A 25106-nucleotide genomic window follows, 5' to 3' on the forward strand; every position below is an offset into this window, starting at 1 on the left:
AAGGCAGCGGATGCTCCGCCGCCAGAAGCGGTTGGGAATGCACGAAGAAAACCTGAGACCCCTGGCGGCGGATCGCCTTGAAGACCTGAAGCGCGAGAACGCCGACCTGAAGGCGCGCATCGCGGCTCTTGAGGCAGATCGCCAGCCTTTCTCCTCGTCGAAAGAGGAAGATGCGCGGGCGCGCCTGTTGCGGCGCGAAGAGCAGCAGGCGATCGTCGCCGCCCTCGGCAATCTCGCGCTCGCCGGCGCTCCGCTCGATGACCTGTTAGACGAGGCGGTCTCCGGTGTCGGCAAGACGCTCGGCTGCGACTACACCGCAATCTTGCGGCTTCTTCCCGATGGTGAGAACTTCCTTCTGACTGCCGGCTCCGGCTGGCGGAAGGGCCTCGTCGGCACGCATCTCGTCAGTGCGCGCACGGGCTCCAAGGCGTCCTTCGCGTTGAGTTCCGGACAGCCCGTCGTCACCAGCGATATCGCACACGAATCCCGCTTCGAAGAGAGCAACATTTTTCTCGAACACGGCGTGAAGAGCGGCGTGACCGTCCTCATCGGCCAGAAGGACAACCCCTGGGGCGCCCTCGGCGTGCATGCGTGTGAGACCGAGCGCTTCGTCGCCGAGGATATCGGCTTCGTGCAGGCCGTCGCCAACATTCTGGCCGTGGCGATCGAGCGGCAGCGCGCCGAAACCAAATTGCAGGCGCAAGAACGGCGCCTGCGTCTGGCGCTCGACAGCGCCCATATCGGCACCTGGGTCTGGCACAAGGAAGAGGGCCTCTCCTATTGGGACGAGACCACCTTCGACATTTTCGGCGTTCAGGAACGAAGCGGTCCACTCAGCCAGGAGGAGGCCCTCGCCTTCGTCCATCCCGCCGATCGCGAGCGTGTCTCACGCGAGCTGAAAGCTCTCACCGAGGAGGGCCGGCCCTTATCGACCGAGTTTCGCATCACTCGGCCCGACGGCGAAATCCGTTGGATCGCCTCCGCCGCCGAATGCCATCGCAGCGACCAGTGCACGCGCGCCTATGGCGTCAATTACGACATCAGCGCCACCAAGAAGGCGCAGGCCGAGCTCGTCGACAACGCCGCCCGGTACCGCCTGTCGCTACGCGCCGTGGCGGGCGTCGTCTACGAACGCGACATGGCGACGGGGCGCGTCACGGCAAGCGAAGGCCTGGAGAGGCTCATCGGCGAAAGCCATGGCGGCACCTCGTTCCTGCCCTGGTGGATTGAGCGCGTCCATCCCGACGACCGCGACAGGCTCCGGACGCTCGGCACCGAGCTGAGACGCGGCGAGCGCGACAGTTTTGAGGCGACCTACCGCGTCCGCCATGCGGATGGTCATTGGGTCGACGTCTGGGACCGTGCCTACCTCGTCTTCGACAAGGAAGGGCGCCCGAGCCGCCTCTTCGGCTTCGCGTCCGACGTGAGCGAGCTTCTCGACATCCAGCGGCGTCAAACGGTGCTCCTGGCCGAGCTCGATCACCGTGTGAAGAACATGCTCGCCAATATCAGCGCCATCGCCACGCAAAGCCGCAGCGAGACGCATTCCATCGATTCCTTCATCCGCTCCCTGCGCGGGCGCATTCAGGCGCTTGCGGATGCGCATGAGCTTTTGAGCCGATCCGGCTGGGACGGGGCGCTGTTGCGCGACCTGGTCGAAGCGGCTTTGAGGACCGCCGGCGGCCGCGCCAATGCCCGCCTCACAATCGAGGGGCCCGATCTGATGCTGCCGCCGCGGCTGACGCAGAGCCTCGCCTTGAGCCTGCACGAACTCGCCGCCAACGCCGCCCGCTTCGGAGCGCTTTCGGCGCCGGGAGGCTGCCTCAGGATCACCTGGGAATACGACGATCTGCACGGCGGACATCGTTTTTTCTGGGACGAGACCGCGCCGGAGGCCCTGCAGCCTCCCGCCGCTGAGGGCTTCGGCACGTTCGTCATCCGCTCCATGATGGAGACCGAGCTTCACGAAAAGGTGCATCTGGAATTCCGCCCGCATGGCGTTTTCTGCACCTTCCGCATTCCGCAGATGAAGGAGGCGCCGCGGCATGATTTGCCGGCTGTCGCGCGCGGCCGGCAAAGCGGCAGTGAGGGCGCCGCGCCCCCTCTGCCGAAAGGTTCGGTCCTGATCGTCGAGGATTCCCCTCTCCTCGCCTCCGTCATGCAGGAAGCCGTGGAATCGGCCGGATGGCCGGTGGTCGGCCTCGCTGCCGACGTCGCCGAAGCGCGTCGCATGGTGGCGGAGAAGAATTTCGCGGTCGCCCTCCTCGACCTCAACCTGCAGGACGAGATTTCAACGGAAGTGGCGCGTGATCTGCGCCGTAAGGGCGTGCCCTATGTCATCGCCAGCGCCTATCGCCCGCAGGATCTTCTGGAGCCGGACTTGGCCGATGCCCCCTATCTGCCGAAACCGATCGATCAGAGAGCGCTCGTTGAAATCGTGCGCCTGTTGATGTCGAGCCCGCTCGAAAGCTTCGCGTCGGTGTGAGAGGCGGTACCTTGTCGAGATCGCCGGACCGCCCGACCGGACAGCTGAGGACAGAATCCCCTCGCTGACAGCGGCGTCAGGAGACCATTTCAAGGCCGGCGAGCTGGCGCACGGCGGCTTCGACGGCGACCCGCTCGAACGGCTTGCGGACGATCAGGGCGTCCCGCTCCCCGACGGAGCGCAGCACCTCGCTCGGGAAAGCCGTCAGATACATGACCCGCGCTTCGTGAAAGCGGCGGATGGTGCTGACGGCGTTGAGCCCGTTGCCTTCGGCGAGCCGCACGTCGGCGAGGATGAGATGCGGCCGCTTCTCTGCAGCCTTGAAAACCGCCTCGCTCTCCTTGCTGGCCGTGCCGATCACCTCGATGCCCATGCTCGAGATGATGCTGGAGATATCGCTGGCAACGAGCGGCTCATCTTCGATGATCAGCGCCGACAGGCTCGGCGAGGCGAGCATCCGGTAGCCCTCGTCGACGAGACCTTGCGCTCTCTCCGCGCTCACGCCGAGGATCGTCGCCACCTCGTCGGCGCGGAACCCGCATACGGCGCGCAAAGCGATGGCTTCGCGTTCTTTCAGCGGCAGACGCAAGAGACCGCCATGCAGCACTTCCTGCCCGATGGCACGGCCGTTGCTGACCCACATCGGCGAAATCTCGGACGCGCCGACCTCATGGAAATGGCGAAAGAGGGTGATGAGGGGATCGGTCTTGCCGTCGAGCCGCGCCGGATCGAACCGCCGTAGACAGCGTTCGATGACCTCGTCGGCCTGCGGCAGCGAGCCGAACAGGCAGAAAGCATAGCGGCGAAGACGAGCCACCGCGTGTTTCACGTCGTCGGAAACCTGCGTGTTCATACTCTACCCCCGAGCCGTCCGACATGAGGTGACAGCCTATCGGCAAACTTGCGCCGACACATTAACCTGGGCGAACTTAGTGTTCAAACGCGGCTGCCGGCGCCGAAAGTCCGTAGCCGTCTAACGACCTTAGACGTGAAACCTCGGCAAAATATGGCAGGCTTTGCCGCCGCGGGTGATTCTTGCGCGAAACCGGGCGTTGGGGAAGAGAGCAGGCAAACGGTGAAATGACGACCGGTGACGACCGGAAAGGCAACGTCCGTCGCGAGATCGCCGCGCTGATCCCGCATCTGCGCCGCTTTGCGAGATATCTCGTCCAAAATCCGGAATGGGCGGACGATCTCGTGCAGGAATGCCTCGTGCGCGCCGTCGCGTCCCTCGACCGCTACGAGGACGGCACCAATCTCAAAGCCTGGCTCTTCACCATCCTGCGCAACATCTACAAGAACGATCTGCGCAAGAGCGCCAACCGGCGTCGGGTGGAAGAGGATCTGACGCATGAGGCGAGCACGCACAGCAAGCCCGGCCAGGAATCCGCCGTCGCTCTCCAGGAGGTGCGCCATGCCTTCGCCCACCTCTCGCCGGAGCATCGCGAGATCCTGCTTTTGACGGCGGTGGAAGGCGTCGGTTACGAGGAAGCGGGCGAGATGCTCGATATTCCGATCGGCACGGTGCGCTCGCGCGTCTCGCGCGCTCGCGCCCGCCTCACGCAGCTCCTCCAAGAGCCCGGCGGTGCGGACGCCATGACCGCAGCGGCCGGCGATGCCGAGATCGACGATCTCCAGAAGAGCGACTGACCATCAGAGTATGCGCCGGGTGGGCGGCGCAGGCGTTCGCCGCCGCGGGCATGACGGGGCCGCGGCCGTCGCCACACGGATCTCGGCGGCTTAGTCTTCGCTTTTCGGCTTGCTGGAACGAGAACCGGCACCCGGCGTTCCAGCGGCTCCCTCCGCCGTCTTTTCGCCACTCTCTGGGGCGGCCTCGCCCTCAGGCGGCCTACCGCCCGTGAGCGCCTGAAGCAGACGCTCGGGCACGTCCTCGGCGAGAACCTCCTCGCCGAGCTTCGCGAGCTGCTTTTGCAGATAGTCGTCGTCCTGCGACACGGGGAACCCCGAAGATACCATAGGAATGCCGCCGGATTGAGCTCGCGGTCTGATCATCTCTATTGCCTTGAACCAGCGCTTAGCCGCGTGATGTTGCGCGAGCGTCGGCCTCTCTGTCAAACGGGAGACTGACGCACGGAAACGGCCTCCGCGCGTCCGTTGACGGCACCTCCGGAAGCCGAGGCGGCGGTCTTGCGGACCGGATTGCTCGGCGCCTTCCAGCGCCCGGCCTTGCGGTAAAGGCTCGCCTCCAGATCGGCAAGTGCTTCATCGAGGAAAGCCCGCATGGTCGGCGATACGGACTGCATCACGTCCGCGTCGGCGCGCTGCCACAGCGCTTCGATCTCGGCGACCTTTTCCTCACCCTTCTCGGTGAGCTCGATCATGCATTTGCGCTGATCCTGCGGGGCCGTACGCCGGCGGATATAGCCGTTGCGCTCCAGACGCACCGTCATCTTCGTCACCGTCGGCGGCTGGATGGCGAGCAGCAGCCCGACATCGGAAAGGCACATCGCGCCTTTTTCCTTGAGCAGCATCAGGACGCCGTCCTGGCCCGGATGCAGATCGATTTCGCGCAATTTCGCCGCCACGAAAACGCGCTGGGCCTTGCCGGCCTGCGAGAGTTTGTAAAGCAGTGTGTCCTGAACCAAGAGCAGATCCCTCCTCCGCGGGGACGCGCCGATTTCTTCAAGCGCGTCAGTGCATTCGGTGGCAGGAAACACGGCAGTCGGAGGCTGGTTCCGCTCCAGGTTGCAGGAAACGCGCTTTTGTCGCGCGCTCCGTTGGTCAGGAGAAAGATCGCCGGACGGCGAGCGAGCGCGCCTTATCCGGCGAGATCGCTCTCCGCCGATACGTCGTTCCGCTCGCGCCGCCTCGGCGCGTTCTGTCGCCCGCCGGTCTTCGCCTTGGAGCGCGCAGCGGCGGCTTTCTGGGCTTCCGCGGTTAGTTTCATCGTCGACACATAGGCGTTTTCAAGATGCGACCGCATCCTCCGCGCCGCAAGCTCGCGGTCGTTGGCGCACAGCGCATCCATGATCTCCATATGCTCCTTCACCCAGGTCACGATTCGTTGAACGGGCTGAACGCCTTGATATTCCAGGAGCCGGCGCATCCGGTTCTGATGCTGGATCGCCTGCACGAAGAAGCTGTTGTTGGAGAAACCGGCCATCATCTCGTGGAACTGCGCATCGATGGCGAACAATTCCAGGCTGCTCGGTGCCAGGATTTCCCCCTGTTCCAGGAGCCACAAATGCCGGGCGCGGGCGCGGTCGAGCGCCACCATGTCGATCTCGAACGTGTCGAGCATCAAAGCGGCGGGCTCCACCATGATACGGAAATCGTAGCTGTTGCGCATCGCCACCGAGGTGTCGATCGCCGGCTGAAACGTCCAGCCGCGCCCCTTGTTCTTGGTCACGATGCCTTCTTCGGCCATGCGCGACAGCGTGCGCAACAGCACGGCCCGGCTCGTCTTGAAGCGGTCGAGCAGCATCGTCTGGGTGACGGTATTGGGAATGTCGCCCTGCAGGCGCTCGCGAATGAGATCGAGATAAAGCTCGTCGTCGCTGCTGCTCGGCGCCGCCAAAATCGTGCTCTTCAGGGCCGTCCAGCCCTTGAGGAGGACATATCCCTGGTTCGGACGCGCCCGCACGATCTCTTCCTCGGCAAGGAGTGAGAGGGCAGCCCGCACCGGCGTGCGCGACACGCCGAGCTGGGTTGCCAGCGCCACTTCCGCCAGGCGATCGCCTTCTTCAAGCCGCCGATCTCGCACGATATCCAGGATTTGGTTGGCGAGAGCATATTGGCTCCTGGAACCGCGTTGCCCGTTGGTTTCCTCTCGTCTGGCGCGCATTCGTCTCCCCCTGTGACCTCTGCTTCGATAGATTTGGGTAAACGCTTCGGCGTTCAACGGCAATTCACCGTTGGACGCAGTAACCGGCACGTAAGTCTCACCTAATCGCGACAGATATGTCGCCAACCCCCAGTATTCTCGCAGCCACGCCCTTGCGCACCGCGATCTGTGCCGACCCCGGAAACACCGCATCACATTGCACAAATATGTGCATTTCGTCCATCATCGACTCAATTATAAAACCTGCCGGGGAATTCCAGCAATAAGAAATCACCGGCGGTTGAAGATGCTTGAGTGACAAACAGTGACGCTGCGGGCGCGACGCCGACGCCGGCAAAGAGCATATATCTTCGTCGCTTGTCTTTAACCTGTACAAATAAGCCAAAATAAGACGCACACTGATGCCGCCCGCCCCAGAGCGATCCAGGAACGAATCTCACATTTTCTGCGACAGTGAAGCGGAACTCAATTTCCCGTCCAATTTTGTTCTCACACCTTCCCGTGAGAAAGGTCGAGCGCAACGCATTCCGGCTCGCCCGGCGGCAGAAACGGCGCCGGGCGCCCCCGCAGCCGTCTCACGAAACCTTTGAGCCTGTAAGCCTCCCGCCGCAATTTTCCGAAGCGCCCGCTGACGAGGCACACGGCGATGCTGCCAGTCATTCGCAGAACGGCGAGCCCCCGACTGCCTCGCCCAGCACCGAGCCCCTTCTCCTGCCCAATCTTGTCCATCACATAGGCGTGCGACCAGCCGAAAGAGATGTCTTTGACGCGGTTCGATTTCGCGGCCGGGCGGGCGGAAGGCCCGGACGACCGGTTGCCGAGATGCACCGCCTCCGCCTCCGGCACATAGATGATCGGGCGCCGCGCCGCCCGGTAGCGAAACGCAAGCTCGTCGTCTTCGAAATAAAGAAAGATCGCCGGATCGAAGCCCCCGAAGGCGAGGAAGGGCGCCACGCGGACGAGCATCACCGCCCCCGACAGCATCGCGATACAGGCATCGCCTTCGGGCGGGCGACGGTGCTTCTGGCGCGGCTCCAGCGCTGAATCGACCCGAAAGAACACCTTCCCGGTCTCGTTGACGATGCGCGGCACGAAGAGCGCGCAATCCGGATAGCGCTCCGCCGCGGCAAGAAGTGCCGCGACGCCATCCTCCGACATCGCCGCATCGGGATTGATGACGAGCGCGAATTCCGTCGTGACAGCGGCCAGCCCGGCCATCACGCCGCGGCCGAAACCGCAATTCACGTCGAACGCCAGAATGCCGAGGCCCCGTTCCCTGGCCGCCGCCTGTGTGGCGTCCGAGCTGCCATTGTCGACGACGAGGCCCGGCAGCCGTGCCGAATGCGCGTCCTGCCAGCGCAGCGCCTCGGCCGAATTGTAGGCGACGGTGACGAGCGTGACGTGTCGGGCCAAATCTGCGCGGCTCGGCGCTCTGCCTCTCTCGGCGCTGCCTGTCTCGACGCGGCCATCGGCACCGCCGTCCACCCGCTCCATCCCCTCGTTCGTCACGCCGCGCTCCTGAAATCCGATGCCGCGGGCCTTGCCCGACCGCCCGCCCATTGTCGAGGGGTCAGAGATCATTGGCCTTTCACATTGATGATGCACACTCGGCCCTGGCGAAGAGCCAGTTTCGCGCTACCATGCGCCACATCGCTCGCACGGCCGGCACCAGAAGCGCAAAGCTCGGCAACCGGCCGAACGGACCGGCACCCGGCCGGCAGCAAGACAAAAAGGGGGCGTGCGTTGAACACACAATCCGAAAACAGAAACACGGTGGGCCTTTGGCTCGCCCGGCTACTCGGCCTCGTTCTGGCTCTCATCGGGCTCGTTCTGGTCGGCGGCGGCGGCTGGCTCGCAAGCCTCGGCGGCTCCTTCTATTACGTTCTCGCCGGCCTCGGCCTTCTGGCGTCCGGCATCTTGATCATGGCTGGCCGCGCCAGCGGCGCCTGGCTCTACATCTTCGTGTTCTTCGCCACGCTTCTGTGGGCCTATTGGGAAGTCGGCCTCCACGGCTGGGCGCTCGTGCCTCGCGTGGTGGCGCCGACCGTGCTTCTCGTCCTCGTCATTGCCGCGATGCCGCCGCTCGCGCCCTGGGATTATTCCTGGCGCTCGGCCTTTGCCGGCATCGCGGCCGTCCTCGTTCTGATGGTCGGCGGCGGGGTCTACATCGCCATCGTCAACGCCCCGGAGGTCCAGGGCCCGTTGCCGGCGGCCGGGCGTCTCGCCATGGCCGACCCGTCACTCAAGGAGGTCGGCAGCGACTGGCCGGCCTATGGTGGCACCTATTCGGCGCGGCGCTATTCCCCGCTTGCCGAAATCAATCGCGACAATGTCGGCAAACTGAAGCGCGCCTGGGTCTACCATACCGGCGATCTGCCCGACAGCGAGCTCGCCAAGGGCAAATACGGCGCGGAAACGACGCCGCTCAAGGTCGGCGACACGCTCTATCTGTGCTCGGCCATGAACATCATGATCGCTGTCGATCCGGAAACCGGCAAGGAGCGCTGGCGCTACGATCCGAAGGTGTCCGACGATTGGATCCCCTACACGGCCGCCTGCCGCGGCGTGACCTATTTCGAGGTGCCTGACGCAGCCCCCGATCAGGTCTGCCCGACGCGCGTCATCGAAGGCACGCTCGACGGTCGTCTCATCGCCGTCGATGCCGAGACCGGCGAGCCCTGCTCCGATTTCGGCGACAACGGCTCCGTCGACTTCAAGCGCGGCATGGGCGAAGTCGTCCCCGGCATGGTCTCGATGACCTCCGCGCCCACCATCGTGCACGGTGTCATCGTCACCGGCCATCAGGTGCTCGACGGCCAGAAACGTTCAGCCCCCTCGGGCGTCATCCAGGGCTTCGATGCCGTCACCGGCGAGCAGCGCTGGGCCTGGGACATGACGCAGCCGGAGATCACCGGCCAGCCGCCGGAAGGCAAGACCTACACCCGCGGCACGCCGAATATGTGGACGACGGCGAGCGGCGATGAAGAGCTCGGCCTCGTCTACCTGCCGATGGGCAATTCCGCCGTCGATTACTGGTCGGGCTCCCGCACCGACGCGGAGAGCGAATATTCGACCTCGCTCGTCGCCATCGATGTGGAGACCGGCAAGCCCGCCTGGCACTTCCAGACGGTGCACAAGGATGTCTGGGATTACGATCTCGGCGCCCAGGCGACGCTCGTCGATTTCCCGGTCGGCGACGGCACCGTGCCGGCGCTCATTCTCCCCTCCAAACAGGGCGACATGTACGTCCTCAACCGCGAGACCGGCGAGCCGATCACCGGCGTCGAGGAACGCCCGGTGCCGACAGGTGGCGTCGAGCCGGAAGAGCGCTCGCCGACCCAGCCCTTCTCGCTCTATCACACGCTCCGCAAGCCGGACCTGACCGAAGCCTCCATGTGGGGCATGTCGCCGATTGATCAGATGGTCTGCCGGATCGAGTTCCGCCGCTCCTCCTATGAGGGCTTTTATACGGCGCCGACCTCCGACCAGCACTGGATCGAATATCCGGGCTACAATGGCGGCACGGATTGGGGCGGCATCGCCGTCGATCCCTCGCGCGGCGTCATCGTCGCCAATTACAACGACATGCCGAACTACAACCGTCTCGTGCCGCGTGCCGAGGCCGAGCGCAAAGGCTGGGCGCCGCGCAGCCAGGAGCGTGGTGCCATCGGCGGGGCGGAAGGCGCCGGCGATCCGCAGGCCGGCACGCCCTACGCCATCAACGTCAATGCCGGCTGGCGCCTGCCCTTCACCGGCCTGCTGTGCAAGGAGCCGCCCTATGGCGGCATCCGCGCCATCGACATGGAGACGGGCAAGACCCTCTGGGATCGCCCGTTCGGCGAGGCGCGCACCAACGGGCCTTTCGGCATCCCCTCCATGCTGCCGATCACCATCGGCACGCCCAACAATGGCGGCGCGGTGGTGACCGCCGGCGGCGTCATCTTCGTCGCCGCGGCGACCGACAATCTCATCCGCGCCATCGATATGGAGACGGGCGAGACCTTGTGGAGCGACGTGCTGCCGGCAGGCGGCCAGGCGACGCCGATGACCTATGAGGCGAACGGCCGGCAATATCTCGTCATCATGGCGGGCGGCCACCACTTCATGGAAACGCCGATCGGCGACGCGCTCGTCGCCTACGCCCTGCCGCAGCAGCAATAAGGCACTTGCATTCGCCGAAGGGAAAACTGGGGAGCCACAGAGCAAATTCGGAAACCTTTGTGGTTACTCCCACCGTTTATTCTCAATATAGCTCTCAAGTGCCTGGAGGATGACTAGCCAAAGAGAACGGAGCGCGGCAAGGTACAGCCGATGCACATACTCCGCACGCTTGCCCTGGCAGTCGCACTGTCTATCTCTACGCCATCAAACTTTGTGGCGGCGCAACAGCTCAATGCCGACTTCATCACAGGGAACAAATTCGTAGAGCTATGCAAAATTGACAGCCAACATGCAGAGTATTTCTGCAAGGGGTATCTCACGGCGGTCATACAATCCGTTCTCCGGGATATGGGACGCAACACAAAGGGACATATCTCGATAATATGCATTCCAAGTGGGGTAGATTATTTTCAGTTAAATGATGTCGTAGTAAAATATATCATAAACTACCCTGAGAAAAGACACTTCACGGTACATAATATCGCATCCGACGCATTAGTAACATACTATCCCTGCCCTTAGTAATATATCTATATTATATAATATGACTCGAATATGCGACAATAACATTGTCATATTGATATTTTCTTTAAGAGCATCACAATACTAACCATTTGAGATGTTAGAGACATTCTTCAACAAGAAACGATAAGCCCTGCCTAGCCTATTGATCCGCATGACTTCAGCGGTGGAAAGCCCTCGTACCATTCCCCATGACGGCCCTCGTGATTGTCCATGCCGGGCCGCGTCAGATAGCCCCTCGGCGGAATGTAGCTCGAGATCGTGCGCGCCGGCCGCTCCGACCAGGTCAGGTTGAAGGCCGCGAGTTTGGGAAAGAACTCCATCGCCGAATAGGGCAGATGGTCGTGCACCCACCACGCCATGGCGCGCCAGTCGGCCCCATCGGCATAAAGGTCGGCAAACCACGGGATGACGATGCAGGCCGTCGCCCCCATCTCGCCCTCAGGCCCGCGCCGATCCCAGATATGCCCGGCATAACTCGTCTCGTTGCGCGCGCAATTGAGCTTGTTCTCGTTGCCGAAGGCGTTGAGCTCCGGCGCCCGATAGGCAGAGCGGATGGCGATCCGTCCGAACGTCGCCTCGATCGGTTCCAGAAGCTCCTCGCAAAGCCGCCGCCCCGCCGCGATCATCAGATCGGGATCGTCCGGCACGTTCGGCAGGCCGCAAAAGCTGGAGATTTCCGAATAGAGAAAATCGCGCAGGAAGAAATTCTGCGACAGCCGCACCCGCCCGAGCTCTTCAAGCGCCCGCATGCTCGCGGGCTTCTTCCTCACCGCGCCCTCATGGCCGGCACCAACTGCGCGAAAGCGCACGCAAAAGGTCCTGCGAAAGACCTGCGCCAGGAAGCGAAAAACGACGAAAACATGGGAAGGAAATTGGTGGAGCCGAGGGGAATCGAACCCCTGACCTCTGCAGTGCGATTGCAGCGCTCTCCCATCTGAGCTACGGCCCCGCCGCGAACCGAAAACGGTCGCAAGCGACGCGCATTTAGGGTGTGCCCCCGGAGGGTGTCAAGCGGACTTCCGCATGTCGGTCCGTTCGGCACGCGCTAATCGGCGCCCTAATCTTTGGCGGCACGCCCCGCATCGTCTTCCAGGGCCGCTTCATCGTCCAGAAACGTGATCCGCCCCTCCGGCTCCGGCGCCACCTCATGGGCGGAACGCACGAAGGCCATGACGTCGTTGGCGATCAGCCGGCCGTCGCGCCCGTTGATGAGGGCGTGCCCCTTCGTCAGCGCCACATAGCCGTCGCCGCCATCCGCCATGAAATCGTTTGTGGCGAGCGTATAGACCGCGCCCGGATCGAGCGGCTTGCCGTCGATCTCCACGGCCTCGACGCGTTCCCCCGCGGGCTTTTTGAGATCGGCCGTCACGCGCATGCCGGAAATCTGCGGGAAACGGCCGCTGGCATTCTCCACATCGCCAAATCCGTGCTCGAGTGCTTCCAGGATCGCCGCGCCGGAGATCTCGAGCTTCACCGTGACATTGCCGAAAGGCAGCTCCGTCAGGATATCGCGCCGTGTGATCGTGGCGCCCGGCTCATAGGTTCGGTTGCCGCGGATGCCGCCGCCATTGGTGATCGCGACATCGGCCGCAGTGCCGGCCCGCATCGCATCGGCGACGAGATTGCCGATCGCCGCCTCTCCGGTGCGCACGGTGGCGCGGCGGCTGTCGAGCGCCGTCTTCGTCGTGCCGACCGCGACATCGAGCTCCTTGGAAAGATCGGCCTGAAACTCGTCGATCTTCGCCTGCACAGCGCTGTCGCCGATGACGCCCGCCGTATCGATCGGGCGAAATTCCGGCCACCACGAAAACCTGCGTGTGCCGTCCTTCTCCTCGATCCCCATGCGCACATCGACGGCAGTGACGTACTCGCCCTGCTCCTTCGATTCCGCCATCGCCGTCTTGCCGTCGAAGAAGATCATTAAATCATGATCGTCGCCGGAGAGGATGAGATCGAAGGCGCGGCTTTGGAAAAGCGCCCGGTCGACCTCGCGGCCGGCATGCGCGACGGCGACGACGAAATCGGCACCCTTGGCACGCAAAGCCTCGGCCGCGTCCTCGCCGGTCGCAAGTGCTGGCGCGATCTTCAGCGAGCCAGGGCTCGACTTTTGATAGGAATCCTCCGCCGTGAGGCCGACGATGCCGATCTTCACGCCCTCCGCCTCGATCATGCGCGTATCGGCGATCGCGCCGATCCTGTTGCCGTCCTCATCGCGCAGATTGGCGGCGAGCACGGGAAACTCCGCCTCACCCATGCGCCTGGCAAAGACCTCGGGGCCGAAATCGTATTCGTGGTTTCCCGGCACGAAGACGTCCGGCTTGATGATGTTGAGGAGCGTGATGACATGCGCCCCCTCGTCGAAACCGGCCATCAGCGACGGCGAAATCGCATCGCCCGCATGCGCGAAGATGACGTGATCGCGCTCGGCACGTTCGCGCGCCACCACGGCGCCGATGCGGGCATAGCCGCCGCGCACATCGTCCGAGCCTGCCATCTGGTCGGCATCGTTGACGAGAAGAAAGGTGACGGAGACGTCCTCGGCCGCAGCAAAAGAGGGCGCAAGCGAGACGGCAATGACGAACGCGGCAAACCACCGCAGCGTTGAAGCCATGGCTTCATTCCCCTGTTCGGACAATCATTATACAGAATTTCAGGATTATGCGTGCTTCGACCCGCTGCTCCATTGGATCCGCCTGTGCTACGACCTATCTTGCACAACTCGGTGACGCCATGCGCAGACAGGTGGAAGGTGCGCCGTAGAATCTTATCTTGGCCCTGATGCCAGAACGAGGGAAGCCGTAGTGCTGGACCGGCCCGTTTTTTCCAGTTTTTCCGATTCCAGACGCAACGACATGAAGGAGATGGTCCTTCCGTCGGATCATCCGCCCGTGCGCGCCGGGCGCATCGGTGTCCTGCTCGTCAATCTCGGCACGCCCGACGGCACAGATTACTGGCCGATGCGGCGCTATCTGAAGGAATTCCTGTCGGACCGCCGCGTCATCGAGACGCCGCGTCTTTTGTGGTGGCCGATCCTCAACGGCATGGTTCTGTCGACCCGCCCGCAAAAGAGCGGCGAGGCCTATGCCACGATCTGGAACAAGGAGCGCAATGAATCGCCCCTGCGCACCTTCACCCGCAGCCAGGGCGAAAAGCTCGCCGCCGATTTCGCCGCCGAAGACCGCGTCGAGGTCGATTGGGCGATGCGCTACGGCAATCCGTCGATCGCCGAAAAGCTGACCGGGCTGCAGGAAAAGGGCTGCGAGAAGGTTCTGATCGTTCCGCTCTATCCGCAATACAGCGCCACCACGACGGCGACGGTGAACGACAAGACCTTCGATGCCTTGAAGGAAATGCGCTGGCAGCCGGCGATCCGCACGGCGCCGCCCTGGCACGATGAGCCGGCCTATATCGACGCGCTTGCCCAGTCGGTCGAAGAGCACATCGCCGGGCTCGACTTCACGCCGGAGGTCGTCATCGCCTCCTATCACGGCCTGCCGAAATCCTATTTCGAGAAGGGCGATCCCTATCACTGCCATTGCCACAAGACGACGCGGCTCCTGGCGGAGCGTCTCGGCTGGCCGAAAGACCGGCTTCTGACCACCTTCCAGTCGCGCTTCGGCCCGGAGGAATGGCTCCAGCCCTACACCGACGAGACGACGGCCAGGCTTGCGAGCGAAGGCGTGAAATCGCTCGCCATCATGAATCCGGGCTTCGTCTCCGACTGCCTGGAGACGCTCGAAGAGATCGCCATCGGCGTCGGTGAGACGTTCGAGGAACATGGCGGCGAAAACTTCAGCCACATCCCCTGCCTCAACGATTCCAAGCACGGCATGCACGTCATCAAGACCGTCGTGATGCGCGAATTGCAGGGCTGGCTTTAGAAAGCCCCGCACCGCTCGGGCGGCCAGAGAGTGGGCAGCACGATCACGTCACGCGTTCGGGGACGCGCGAACAAGCGGCGTTTGCGCAAGCGCGGCCACTCCGACGCAGCGACCATCGCAGCTTCAGAACAGCCGCACGTCGAGCACAAACGGCTCAAAGCCGATCACCCTGATCTCCGCGGCCTCGGGATGCCGATGGTTGACGAGAATGTTCACGTCCGGCGAGCCCTCGATCGGCACGATCGCTGAGGGCACTTTCAGGAGCGCGGCCGAGGCGGAATTGTGCCAGGCATTGCCGCGTTGCTGCGTCCAGCTCTCCTGCCGGCGCCAGTCGGGCGGCATCTCGGTGAGCTCTACCGTCTCCACCGCCATGTCAGCGGGCGCCTCGTAACGAACCATCACCAGGTTCGGCAGGAGCGCCGGATCTTCGACATGGACGAGCTTTTCCAGGACGCAGAGCGACGGAGACGTGGCGCAATAGGTCACCGCGTGCCCGACCGTGTTCCAGCGGCCGTCGAAGAAGAGACCGTATCCGCCGTCGAAGGTTTGTGCGTACCGCTCGCCCGACAGGCGCCACAGCAGCATTACGCGGCCGCACCCCATGCGATCTTGCCAAGGATCGTTTCGATCACCCGCGCGCCGGCCTCCGTCTGCGCGACGAGGAGCGGCATGTCGCCATGGAGCTCGGCCAGGGGACGCCGGAGCCAAAAATTGGCCTTTTCCTTGTCCCCAAACGTGTCTTCGGCGACGGTCTGAATGCGGAGAAGCCGCACGGCGCGGTCGGATTCCTCCACGGTCAAAGGCTGCCGCTTCTCGCTGCGATGGCGTCTCGTGCGCTGCGGAAGAACGAATCGCTCGATTTCCTGCTCGCTCAGGCCCGCCTCTGCCAGGCCCTTCAAGGCCGCCAGGGGGAGCCGGTTTCGCACCGCCACCGCCAATTCCGCTTGCGTGCGCACGGCACTGCCGAGAACGGACGAGCCGCCAAGCTTGCGCGCGACTTCCTCCACGACGATCGACATGCGGCACCTCTTTCAGCGAGCGGCAATGTGCCGTATATATGTTGGCATATTGCCGAACTCAAGTCCTCGATCGGCTGAGCCACCGCGCCCCGGCCCCGATCTCCGAGCCGATCGCAGCCATCTTCTTGCCCACCCCCATCGAAGAGCGCACCGGAAGAGCGCGACCTTGCCTGTTCGGCCGCATCTCGGCGATGTGATCATCCCCGACGTGTTCGATTAACGGAAATCTGCTACCGCCCTTGGCCGGCAAGATCGCCCACGAAGATTGGCGCTGCAGGCACGCCATTCCCATGTAGAGGAAGACGGCCTCGCAGCAGGCCCAAGGAGAAGTAACACCCATGCTCGGTGGATTCGATATCGTCGTCATCGTCCTGGTCGTCTTGATCGCGCTCGTCCTCTTCGCGAGCGTCAAGACGGTGCCGCAGGGCCACAATTACACGATCGAGCGCTTCGGCCGTTACACCAAGACATTGTCGCCCGGCCTCAACGTCATCGTCCCCTTCATCGATCGCGTCGGCGCCAAGATGAACATGATGGAGACGGTGCTCGACGTGCCGAGCCAGGAGGTCATCACCCGCGACAACGCCACGGTGACGGTGAACGGCATCACCTTCTTCCAGGTCATGGATGCGCCGCGCGCCGCCTATGAGGTGAATTTCCTGGAAAACGCCATCGTCAATCTGACGATGACCAACATCCGCTCCGTCATGGGTTCGATGGATCTCGATCAGCTCCTCTCCATGCGCGACGAGATCAACGACAAGCTTCTAAAAGTGGTCGATGCGGCCGCCGGCCCCTGGGGCGTGAAAATCACCCGCATCGAGATCAAGGACATCGATCCGCCGCGCAACCTCATCGATTCCATGAACCGCCAGATGATGGCGGAGCGCGAAAAGCGCGCCTCGATCCTGACGGCACAGGGCCTGCGTGAAGCCGCCATTCTGAAGGCGGAAGGTGAAAAGCAGTCGCTCATTCTCCAGGCCGAGGGCCGGCGCGAGGCCGCCTTCCGCGATTCCGAAGCGCGCGAGCGCGAGGCCGAAGCCGAGGCGAAAGCGACCGCCTATGTCTCGGAAGCCATCTCCAAGGGCGACGTGCAGGCGATCAATTATTTCGTCGCGCAGGAATATGTCGGCGCGCTCAAGGCCTTCGCCACCTCGCCCAACCAGAAGACGTTCTTGATGCCGATGGAAGCCTCCGCCGTCATCGGGGCGCTCGGCGGCATCACCGAAATCGCCCGCGAAGCCTTTGCCGACAAGGACGAGCATCCCGTGCGGGGCGGCCGCGCCAGCAGCACCAGCAGCAGCCCCAGCAGCAGCAGTGGCAGCGTGCCCTTCACCGGCCAGCGGCCGGAGCCGTCCGGTGACATCTCATGATCCAAGCCGCGATCGAAAGCCTCGGCGGCTGGACCTGGTGGATCCTCGGGCTCGTCCTTCTCGGCGTGGAGGTTCTCGCCCCCGGCTTCTTCTTCCTGTGGTTCGGCGTCGCCGCGCTCCTCATCGGGGTGAGCGCGGTCACCATCTCCTGGCCGTGGCAGATGCAGATCCTGGGCTTCGCCGTTCTGTCGGTGGTCGCCGCGCTCGCCGGCCGCCGCTTCTTCGGCTATCGCGACGCGCCGTCGAGCGATCCGCATCTCAACCTGCGCACCGCCCGTCTCCACGGCCGCACCTTCACGCTCACGGAACCGATCGCGGAAGGCTCCGGCCGCATCCGCATCGACGACAGCATCTGGCGGGTGAGCGGCCCCGATACGCCGGCGGGCGCGCGCATCCGCATCGTCGGCGCCGACGGCGCGCTTCTGCTGGTCGAACCGGAAGCCCCGCTCAACCACGACTAGCCCCCGCCGCGACCTCCGGCTTGCCTCCCGACTGACCCGGGGCTGGCCCGCGCAAACCTTGCGTTAACTATAAGCGTTTACCGCTTGGCAGGCATGTCTCGCGCGTCGCGGGACGGGAAAGCCTATGCGCGTGCGCCTGCCGGCCATCATTGCTTCCGCCGCACTGATCGGCGTCCTTGGTCCCGCACTTCTCGTCGTGCAGGCGAACTCCGCTCGCGCCCAGGAAACCTCAGCGCCCACCGACTTCACCTTGCGCGGCAGCGATGCGGCCGACGAGGACACGCTGTTTCAGGATAGCGGCGAAGCAAATAACGGCGACGCGGACGCAGCGACCAGGCGGAGAGCGAGAGCCGCACCCCCGCCGCCGCCGGGCGAGCCCTATCCGAGCCCCGACGCGCCCATCGGCCCGCCACCTTTCGGGCCGAGGCCGGACGAACCGATCGGTCCGCCGCTTGCCGGTCCCCCGTCCCCGCCTCAGCCGGAACCGCGCCAGCGCCGCGCCACGCCCGAACCGCAGCTCGACGGCCGCCGTCTCATCCGCCGCGTCGTGGAGGAGGAAGAGGCGGAAGATCCCTATGCGCAGGTCGGCGTGCGCCTCGGCACCTTCGTCCTGCGCCCGACGCTCGATCTGGGCGCCATCGCCTCCGACAATCCGGACGGCGACGAACAGCAATCCTGGAAGGCGGGCGGCCTCGTCGCCCCCACCATCAATCTGCAATCCGACTGGGACCGTCACGCCGTCGAACTCGACCTCCGCGGCACGGCGAGCTTCTACGACGACCATGCCAACGACGACCGCGAGGCGGAGGCGAGATTCACCGGCCGCTACGACATCAGCTCCGACACGGAAGTGAGTGTCGAGGCGGGCTATCTCTACACGCTGGAATCCTTCACCGATCCCGACACGCCGTCAGCCGCCGTCGAACGTCCGGCCGAACAGAATTACAACGCCGCTCTCGGCGTCACCCAGCGCTTCAACCGTCTCGGCATGTCGTTGCGCGGCTCCTTCGAGCGCGAAACCTATGAGGATGTCACCACGGCCTCCGGCGCCACGATCAGCCAGGAAGACCGCAACAACAACGATTATGCGCTGACCGGACGCGCGAGCTATCTCATCTCGCCAGCGCTCGAGCCTTTCGTGGAGGCGCGTCTCGGCACCACCCGCTATGACGAGAGCACGGATGCCGCCGGCTATCGCCGCGACAGCCGCTGGGGCGAACTGACCGGCGGCGTCATCGTCAATCTGTCGCCGAAACTCGCCGGCGAGATCGGCGTCGGCTATCGCCACGAAAACTACGACGATCCGCGTTTTGAGGATCTCAACGCGCCGCTCGCGACGGCTGCGCTCTTGTGGTCACCCCGCCGCCTCACCAATGTCCGCCTCGACCTCGCCACGACGACGGAGGGAACGACGATCGAGGGCGCCTCGGGCTCCGTCATCCATTCCGCCGATCTGACGCTTGAGCGGCGCATGCGCCACAATCTCTTCGCAGAGGCAGGCCTCGGCCTCGATTACCGCGATTACCACGGCGTCGATCTGACGGAGACGACCTGGACCGCTTTCGGCGGCCTCGTCTACGACCTCAACCGCTACGCCGCCCTCGTCGGCCGCTACACCTACGAGCGCAAGATTCTCGATCCGGGCGAGACGGTCGAAACCAACACCGTCTCCGTCCGCCTCCGCCTGAAGCGCTAGGGTCCAAGGCGCCCCGGAATCTCGCACCCGACTCCGGGGCCAGAATTTAGCGTCAGACTCCAAGGATTGACGGAAGAAGCCTATGGCTCGGCCTCTTCCCCTCCCCCTTGCGGGGAGGGGCCAGGGGAGGGGTGTCTCCGTTTGCCGGGCGGTCAGCGGCTCTGACCTTGAAACTCACTACCCCTTCATGCCCCGGCGCCAGAGCTCTTATCCCCGAACGTCCGAGCAAAACCCGACCCATCGGATTTTCCGATCATATCTCCGCGAATTTCGAACTTTTTATTCGGATTTCACGGACCTACCTCCCTCCCATAACAGCAACGGGATTTCAGCTATGAGCGAAGATTACTCCTCCACCAGACCCGAGGAACTGAAGCCGTTCCTCGGCCGCCATTTCATCTACACCTATGACAATGGCTGGCAGTACGAGATGTACATCAAGAACGCCGACACCATCGACTACCGCATCCACAGCGGCATGGTCGGCGGTCGCTGGGTGCGTGATCAGAAGGTGCATCTGGCCCGCCTCTCCGACGACGTGCTCAAGGTGTCCTGGGACGAGCCGACCGGCACCTCCGTCAGCGTCTCGGTGAACTTCGCCGAGCGTCAGCTCCATGGCGTCATCTTCTTCCCCCAATGGATCGCCCAGGACCCGAAGAAGACGGTGTGCTTCCAGAACGAGCATCTCGACGAGATGCGCGCCTTCCGCGATGCCGGCCCGACCTATCCGAAGCTCGTCATCGACGAATTCGCCAAAGTGACGTTCCTGGAGACCTGCGCGGTCGACGACGAAACCGTCGTCGCGGTGGCGCCTGAGGAATTGCCCGAAGGCTATGCCAGCCGGACCTGACCCGGTCCGTCGAGCAACAGGCGGCCCAGTGCCAGGGCCGCCTTGCCGGCCCGCGTCTCGTCGGCCCAGCTCAGCGCGAGCGGGATGACCCTCCGGCTGCCGCTGACGAGATCGAGCTCCACCAGGCGCCGCGCCGCCAGATGCGCGGCAACGAGATGTTCGGGCAGCCAGCCCCAGCACAATCCGCTGAGAACTGCCTCCACGCCGGCTTCCAGGCTGTTCACGTCCCAGGTGCGGCCATCGGAGGGCGACAGCCCCTCGCTCGCCATCACCGCCCCGTCGCCGCTGATCGCCACACGCAGATGGCGCGCCAGCGTCGCCGGCGTGATGGCGCCGCCCGACCTTTGCACCAGCGGATGCCCGGGATCGGCCACGGCCAGCATCGGGATGTCGATGAGCGGATGCTGATCGGCTCGTCCCGGCTGCCAGAGCGAAATTGCGAGATCGAAATCGTCGGAGGCCCGATCCGGCTCGGGCACGCGCACACTCTCGCGCAGCGCCACCTCCACATGCGGATGGCGCTCGGCAAACACCTGCAACGCACTGAACAAAACCGGCCGTGGAAAGATGCTGTCCACCCGAAGCCGCAACTGGCTCTCCTCGGTGCCGAGCGACCGGGCGCGATCCTCCAGCCGGGTGAGATCGTCGATGAGCGGATTGGCCTCCGCCAACAGGCTTCGCCCGGCCGGTGTCAGCCGGGCCTTGCGGCCTTCGATCTCAAAGAGCGCGACGCCGAGGCGCTCCTGCAGGCGGCTGATGGCATAGCTGACCGAGGACTGGCTGCGGTTGAGCCGTTCCGCGGCCTGGGCGAAGCCGCCGCTCTCGACGACGGCCTGCAGGACGGCCCATTGCTCCATCGTGGTTCTGGGAATCCGCATCGCGCCCGTCCGGTCCCCGCCCCTCGTTGATCCCCGGCTTGAAGCGCCCGTCCTCTCCCGGGGCGAGAGGTCCCTCGCGCTGATCCCGCGCTGATGAAGCGTGGCGCGACGGGCGCGAGGTCGGATCGGAGACGCGATCGCCTCCGACCTTTCCGCATCCCTTGGAGGGAGCCCCCTTATACGTCGGCGCCATAGGACGGCGCCGACGTGATCGGCCAAACTAGCCGACGAGGCCCTTCAGCCAATCCTTGCCGAGCTTCTTCAGCTCCGCCTTGAAATCGTCCGAGATATCCTCGCGGTCGAGCGCATAGGCGACATTGGCGGCAAGGAAGCCGGATTTCGCGCCGCAATCGAAGGTCACGCCGCGGAAGCGCACGCCGGTAAAGCGCTGCTTCTCAGAGAGAGCCTTCATGCCGTCGGTCAACTGGATCTCGCCGCCGGCGCCGGGCTTCGTCGTCTCCAGAAGCTTGAAGATCTCCGGCTGCAGGATGTAGCGGCCGGAAATATAGAAGGTCGAAGGCGCCTCTTCCTTCTTCGGCTTCTCAACCATGCCGGTGATTTCGACGCCGACATCGTCGTCCTCGCCGAGCGCCACGATGCCGTATTTGTGCACCTGTTCCGGCACCGTCTCTTCGAGCGCGATGACGTTGCCGCCGTGCTTTTCGTAGGCGGTCATCATCTGTGCCAGACAGCCGGGTTCTGAACGCATCAGCATGTCGGGCAGAAGCACGGCGAACGGCTCGTCGCCGACGATCTCGCGCGCGCACCAGATCGCATGGCCGAGCCCGAGCGGGGCCTGCTGGCGGGTAAAGCTCGTGCCGCCCGCCGGCGGCAATTCGGCCTTCAACACGTCGAGCTCGGCGGTCTTGCCGCGCGCCTTCAGCGTGTCTTCGAGCTCCGGCTGGATATCGAAATGGTCTTCGATGACGCCCTTGCCGCGCCCGGTGACGAAGACGAAATGCTCGATGCCGGCGGCCTTCGCCTCGTCGACCACATATTGCAGCACGGGCCGGTCGACGATCGTCAGCATCTCCTTCGGCACGGCTTTGGTAGCGGGAAGAAATCGTGTGCCGAGGCCTGCGACAGGCAGGACGGCTTTTCTGATCCGGTTAACCACGGGAACCTCTTGGGGTACGGACAAGCGCGACACCCGTTTAGAATAAGCGTCCCGCACGAGTCCAGGCGGGTCGGGGTGGCGCACGCAGGCTCAAAACCTAGGCGACGCCCGCAAAAAGTGAAGGCCAGAAGAAAGGGGACGGGCGCGCATGAGCGTTCTGGTAACGGGGGGCGCCGGTTATCTGGGCAGCCAGCTCGTGCTCGCGCTTCGCGACGAGGGCGAGAACGTCGTCGTCCTCGACAACCTTTCCACAGGCTATGAATGGGCCGTGCCGCGCGGCGCCGAACTCGTCATCGGCGATGTCGGCGACCGGCTTCTCCTCAACCACATCATGCGCACCCGCCGCGTCGATGCCGTCCTGCATCTCGCAGGCGCCCTCGTCGTCGTCGATTCCGTCGCCGACCCGCTCGGCTATTATCTGAACCACTCGATCAAGACGCGCGAATTGATCGCCGCCGCGGTCGCGAACGGCGTCGACCACATCGTCCTGTCCTCGTCGACCGCCGTCTACGGCCACCCTGCCGAAAATCCGGTCCCCGAGACCGCGCCGCTCGAGCCGCTGACGCCCTACGCCGTCTTCAAGGCCTCGGCGGAGCGCATGCTCGCTGAGGCCGGCGCCTCCTACGGCCTCAAGAGCGTCAGCCTGCGCACCGGCCATATCGCCGGCGCCGATCCGTCGGGCCGCGTCGGCCATGCGATCGTCGGCGCCACCGATCTCGTCAAGATCGTGCTCGAAGCGGCCCTCGGCCGGCGCGAATACGTGCCCGTCTTCGGCACCGATTACGACACGCCCGACGGCACCGGCATTCGCGATTACGTGCATGTCGCCGACGCCGCCGATGCGCATCTGGCCGCCCTCGCTTATCTCCGAGCCGGCGGCGACAGCCTCACCGTCAATTGCGGTTATGGCCAGGGCCACAGCGTGCTTGAAGTGATCGACGCGGTGCAAAGGATCGCCGGCAAAGTGCTCGATGTGCGCGCCCGCGCCCGCCGGGCCGACGATATCGTCAGCCTCGTCGCCGATCCGCACCGCATCCTGAAGGCGCTCGCCTGGCAGCCGCGCTTCTCCAATCTCGAAACGATCCTGGAACACGCGCTCGCCTGGGAGGCCCGCGCCGCCATGCGCGCCGCCTGAGGCGGATCGCCGTTTTTCTCAAATTGCCTTTCTTACGGCCGGGTGTCATGGCGGTTTCTCGCCCCGGCGTGCCACGGCGGCTTTTGCCGCGCCGGAAGCCACGCTAACATGGGCCCTCAAACGAGCGGCTTGAATGCCGCGCCGGTTCGCGTCATGTGCTGCGACACGATGAACCCTCGGCGCGGAGCCGAAAGGCGCCGCCACCGTCGATCCCGGTGATCGACCGGACGAACCGGCCAGGCGCGGGAGCGTGAGATGCGCAGTTTCTTTGCAGGCTTCATGGTGGCGCTCGCCGCTCTCGCCTTTCTCGGCGCGGAGATGGATGTCACTTCGCGTGCCGCAGCGGCCGAGACGATCGTCGTCGCCCAGAACGACCGCCAGCCGTCCCTCTTCCGCTTCCTGTTCGGCCCGCGGCGCAACGCCCAGCCGCAGCGCCAGGAGCCGCAGACGCGCCAGCGCGCCCCGCAGAGCTCCACCCCGCGCCGGTCCACGCGCCGCAGCACGCCCCGCGCACCCGTGGAGCCGCAGGTCGACATCGTGGAGAAGGCGGAAGACGCAAAGCGCGTCCTCGTCGTCGGCGATTTCTTCGCCCGCAGCATCGCCAAGGGTCTCGACGAAGCCTTCGCCGAAAACCCGAAAGTCATGATCATCCAGGCCGCCAACGGCTCCTCGGGCCTGGTGCGCGATGATTTCTACGACTGGCCGGCGCGGCTTCCCGAGCTCATCGAAGAGCACAAGCCGGATGCCGTCGTCGTCATGCTCGGCGGCAACGACCGCCAGGAGATCGGCAAGCTCGCGGTGCGCGGCGACGAATGGAACGAGGCCTATGGCGACCGCGTCGCAAAACTCGCCAATGTCATCGCCGAAAGCGGCGAGCCCGGCATCTGGGTCGGCCTCGTGCCGGTCGCCTCCTCCGTCATGTCGCGCGATTACAGCGCCTTCAATTCCATCTACCGCGAGACCCTGGAAGATTCGCCGGTCAAATTCGTCGATGTGTGGAACGGCTTCGCCGACGACGAAGGCAAATACGTCGCCTCCGGCCCGGACATGAACGGCCAGAACCGGCAGCTGCGCGTCGGCGACGGGCTCAATTTCACCCGCGCCGGCCAGCGCAAGCTCGCCTTCTTCATCGAGCGCGATTTGCAGGAAATCCTGAAGACCGGCTCGCCGTTCCTGGCCGCCCTCGAAGAGGGCGAGGCCCCGGCCGAGAAGGAAGCCCGTCCTGCGATCAGCGCCATGATCCCGATCGACAAATTGATCTTGGGCAACGCCGGCGGCCTGTCCACCTACACCCCCCGGATCCGTGCCGAAGCGCCGACAGGCGCCGACAAGGAAGAGCCGACAGGCGTCGACGAGAAAGCGTCTGCACCCGAGGACGAAACGGCGGCGGACAAATCGGTGCCGCCCTCCTCGCCCGCCGAGGCCGCGCCGCAAAAGGTCGAAGACGGGGACGCCGAGCCCGAGGCGGAAGCCCTGCTCGCCAAAATGATCGCCGGCACGCCGCCGCCGGCCGGCCGCATCGACGATTACCGCTGGCCGCCGGAGCGGCGCACGCCGCCGGTCAAAGCCGCCGACCAGGCGGCCGAGACGTCATCCGAAAAGCCGGCCGAAAGCGATGAAAGTGCTTCGGCCGCCACCTCGCCCGAAGCTGAGGCCGACAATCCAGAACCGGACCCGGCCGAACGCGCAGCGGCAGCACCCGCCGAATAGACCTCACGCG

General features: G+C 64.6%; 22 protein-coding genes and 1 tRNA gene. 11 read left to right on the top strand and 12 right to left on the bottom strand.

The features are described 5' to 3' along the window. The first annotated feature begins 37 nt into the window (after positions 1–37). A complete protein-coding gene (locus NYQ83_RS14610; RefSeq protein WP_261215555.1) occupies positions 38–2485 on the top strand; it encodes a PAS domain-containing protein in 2448 nt (815 codons plus the stop codon). A 76-nt stretch (positions 2486–2561) separates the two neighbouring features. Here NYQ83_RS14610 and NYQ83_RS14615 read toward each other — a convergent pair whose 3' ends face one another. Next, positions 2562–3338 (bottom strand): response regulator, encoded by a 777-nt coding sequence (locus tag NYQ83_RS14615; protein WP_128290640.1) that lies wholly within the window; start codon positions 3336–3338, stop codon positions 2562–2564. Between the two features lie 227 nt (positions 3339–3565). Here NYQ83_RS14615 and NYQ83_RS14620 point away from each other — a divergent pair, with 227 nt between their 5' ends. Then, entirely contained in the window at positions 3566–4135 is a 570-nt protein-coding gene (locus NYQ83_RS14620; protein ID WP_205649799.1) for a sigma-70 family RNA polymerase sigma factor, read from the top strand. Positions 4136–4225: 90 nt separating this feature from the next. Here the strand turns inward: NYQ83_RS14620 and NYQ83_RS14625 are convergent, their stop codons facing one another. The 4 genes from NYQ83_RS14625 to NYQ83_RS14640 form a co-directional block, all read right to left on the bottom strand. Beyond that, on the bottom strand, positions 4226–4441 hold the full coding sequence (locus tag NYQ83_RS14625) for a hypothetical protein (RefSeq protein WP_261215559.1): 216 nt from the start codon (positions 4439–4441) through the stop codon (positions 4226–4228). A 116-nt stretch (positions 4442–4557) separates the two neighbouring features. Beyond that, positions 4558–5091 (bottom strand): MarR family winged helix-turn-helix transcriptional regulator, encoded by a 534-nt coding sequence (locus NYQ83_RS14630; protein ID WP_128290638.1) that lies wholly within the window; start codon positions 5089–5091, stop codon positions 4558–4560. A 173-nt stretch (positions 5092–5264) separates the two neighbouring features. Continuing rightward, positions 5265–6290 (bottom strand): GntR family transcriptional regulator, encoded by a 1026-nt coding sequence (locus NYQ83_RS14635; protein WP_261215561.1) that lies wholly within the window; start codon positions 6288–6290, stop codon positions 5265–5267. Between the two features lie 489 nt (positions 6291–6779). After that, positions 6780–7871: a glycosyltransferase gene (locus tag NYQ83_RS14640; protein WP_261215563.1), complete on the bottom strand. Its 1092-nt coding sequence runs from the start codon at positions 7869–7871 to the stop codon at positions 6780–6782. Positions 7872–8033: 162 nt separating this feature from the next. Here NYQ83_RS14640 and NYQ83_RS14645 point away from each other — a divergent pair, with 162 nt between their 5' ends. Then, on the top strand, positions 8034–10451 hold the full coding sequence (locus NYQ83_RS14645) for a membrane-bound PQQ-dependent dehydrogenase, glucose/quinate/shikimate family (protein ID WP_261215564.1): 2418 nt from the start codon (positions 8034–8036) through the stop codon (positions 10449–10451). A gap of 150 nt (positions 10452–10601) precedes the next feature. Then, positions 10602–10973 carry a Rap1a/Tai family immunity protein gene (locus NYQ83_RS17845; RefSeq protein ID WP_409977008.1) on the top strand — a complete coding sequence of 124 codons (372 nt, stop codon included), beginning with the start codon at positions 10602–10604 and terminating at the stop codon, positions 10971–10973. Between the two features lie 137 nt (positions 10974–11110). Here NYQ83_RS17845 and NYQ83_RS14650 read toward each other — a convergent pair whose 3' ends face one another. The 3 genes from NYQ83_RS14650 to NYQ83_RS14660 form a co-directional block, all read right to left on the bottom strand. Then, positions 11111–11725: a hypothetical protein gene (locus NYQ83_RS14650; protein WP_261216197.1), complete on the bottom strand. Its 615-nt coding sequence runs from the start codon at positions 11723–11725 to the stop codon at positions 11111–11113. Between the two features lie 124 nt (positions 11726–11849). Then, positions 11850–11925 (bottom strand) — tRNA-Ala (locus NYQ83_RS14655). 108 nt (positions 11926–12033) lie between these two features. Beyond that, entirely contained in the window at positions 12034–13587 is a 1554-nt protein-coding gene (locus NYQ83_RS14660) for a bifunctional metallophosphatase/5'-nucleotidase (protein ID WP_261215565.1), read from the bottom strand. Positions 13588–13828: 241 nt separating this feature from the next. Between NYQ83_RS14660 and hemH the strand changes: the two genes are divergently transcribed. Then, complete coding sequence (gene hemH, locus NYQ83_RS14665; RefSeq protein ID WP_261216198.1) at positions 13829–14857, top strand: ferrochelatase; 1029 nt, start codon at positions 13829–13831, stop codon at positions 14855–14857. Between the two features lie 123 nt (positions 14858–14980). Here hemH and NYQ83_RS14670 read toward each other — a convergent pair whose 3' ends face one another. Together NYQ83_RS14670 and NYQ83_RS14675 are read right to left on the bottom strand one after the other, a co-directional pair. Next, on the bottom strand, positions 14981–15442 hold the full coding sequence (locus NYQ83_RS14670) for an RES family NAD+ phosphorylase (RefSeq protein ID WP_261215566.1): 462 nt from the start codon (positions 15440–15442) through the stop codon (positions 14981–14983). Next, a complete protein-coding gene (locus NYQ83_RS14675; protein WP_261215567.1) occupies positions 15442–15876 on the bottom strand; it encodes an antitoxin Xre/MbcA/ParS toxin-binding domain-containing protein in 435 nt (144 codons plus the stop codon). The genes NYQ83_RS14670 and NYQ83_RS14675 overlap by 1 nt, the downstream gene beginning before the upstream one ends. A gap of 338 nt (positions 15877–16214) precedes the next feature. Here NYQ83_RS14675 and NYQ83_RS14680 point away from each other — a divergent pair, with 338 nt between their 5' ends. The 4 genes from NYQ83_RS14680 to NYQ83_RS14695 all read left to right on the top strand — a co-directional run bounded on the left by NYQ83_RS14680 (position 16215) and on the right by NYQ83_RS14695 (position 20256). Beyond that, positions 16215–17249: an SPFH domain-containing protein gene (locus NYQ83_RS14680; RefSeq protein ID WP_128290631.1), complete on the top strand. Its 1035-nt coding sequence runs from the start codon at positions 16215–16217 to the stop codon at positions 17247–17249. Continuing rightward, positions 17246–17710 (top strand): NfeD family protein, encoded by a 465-nt coding sequence (locus NYQ83_RS14685; RefSeq protein WP_261215570.1) that lies wholly within the window; start codon positions 17246–17248, stop codon positions 17708–17710. Before NYQ83_RS14680 ends, NYQ83_RS14685 begins: the two co-directional genes overlap by 4 nt. A 124-nt stretch (positions 17711–17834) precedes the next feature. Next, positions 17835–19406: an outer membrane beta-barrel protein gene (locus tag NYQ83_RS14690; protein ID WP_261215572.1), complete on the top strand. Its 1572-nt coding sequence runs from the start codon at positions 17835–17837 to the stop codon at positions 19404–19406. Between the two features lie 334 nt (positions 19407–19740). Next, complete coding sequence (locus tag NYQ83_RS14695; protein WP_128290628.1) at positions 19741–20256, top strand: phenolic acid decarboxylase; 516 nt, start codon at positions 19741–19743, stop codon at positions 20254–20256. Here the strand turns inward: NYQ83_RS14695 and NYQ83_RS14700 are convergent. Together NYQ83_RS14700 and galU are read right to left on the bottom strand one after the other, a co-directional pair. Beyond that, positions 20238–21134: a LysR family transcriptional regulator gene (locus NYQ83_RS14700; RefSeq protein ID WP_261215573.1), complete on the bottom strand. Its 897-nt coding sequence runs from the start codon at positions 21132–21134 to the stop codon at positions 20238–20240. The genes NYQ83_RS14695 and NYQ83_RS14700 overlap by 19 nt on opposite strands. A 220-nt stretch (positions 21135–21354) precedes the next feature. Further along, positions 21355–22251: a UTP--glucose-1-phosphate uridylyltransferase GalU gene (gene galU / locus NYQ83_RS14705; protein ID WP_261215574.1), complete on the bottom strand. Its 897-nt coding sequence runs from the start codon at positions 22249–22251 to the stop codon at positions 21355–21357. Between the two features lie 148 nt (positions 22252–22399). Here galU and galE point away from each other — a divergent pair, with 148 nt between their 5' ends. Next, positions 22400–23386: a UDP-glucose 4-epimerase GalE gene (gene galE / locus NYQ83_RS14710; protein ID WP_261215575.1), complete on the top strand. Its 987-nt coding sequence runs from the start codon at positions 22400–22402 to the stop codon at positions 23384–23386. Between the two features lie 255 nt (positions 23387–23641). Beyond that, a complete protein-coding gene (locus NYQ83_RS14715; protein WP_261215577.1) occupies positions 23642–25096 on the top strand; it encodes a DUF459 domain-containing protein in 1455 nt (484 codons plus the stop codon). Positions 25097–25106 lie beyond the last annotated feature (10 nt).

This window comes from Afifella sp. JA880 (assembly GCF_025379905.1).
GTDB classification, from domain to species: domain Bacteria; phylum Pseudomonadota; class Alphaproteobacteria; order Rhizobiales; family Afifellaceae; genus Afifella; species Afifella aestuarii.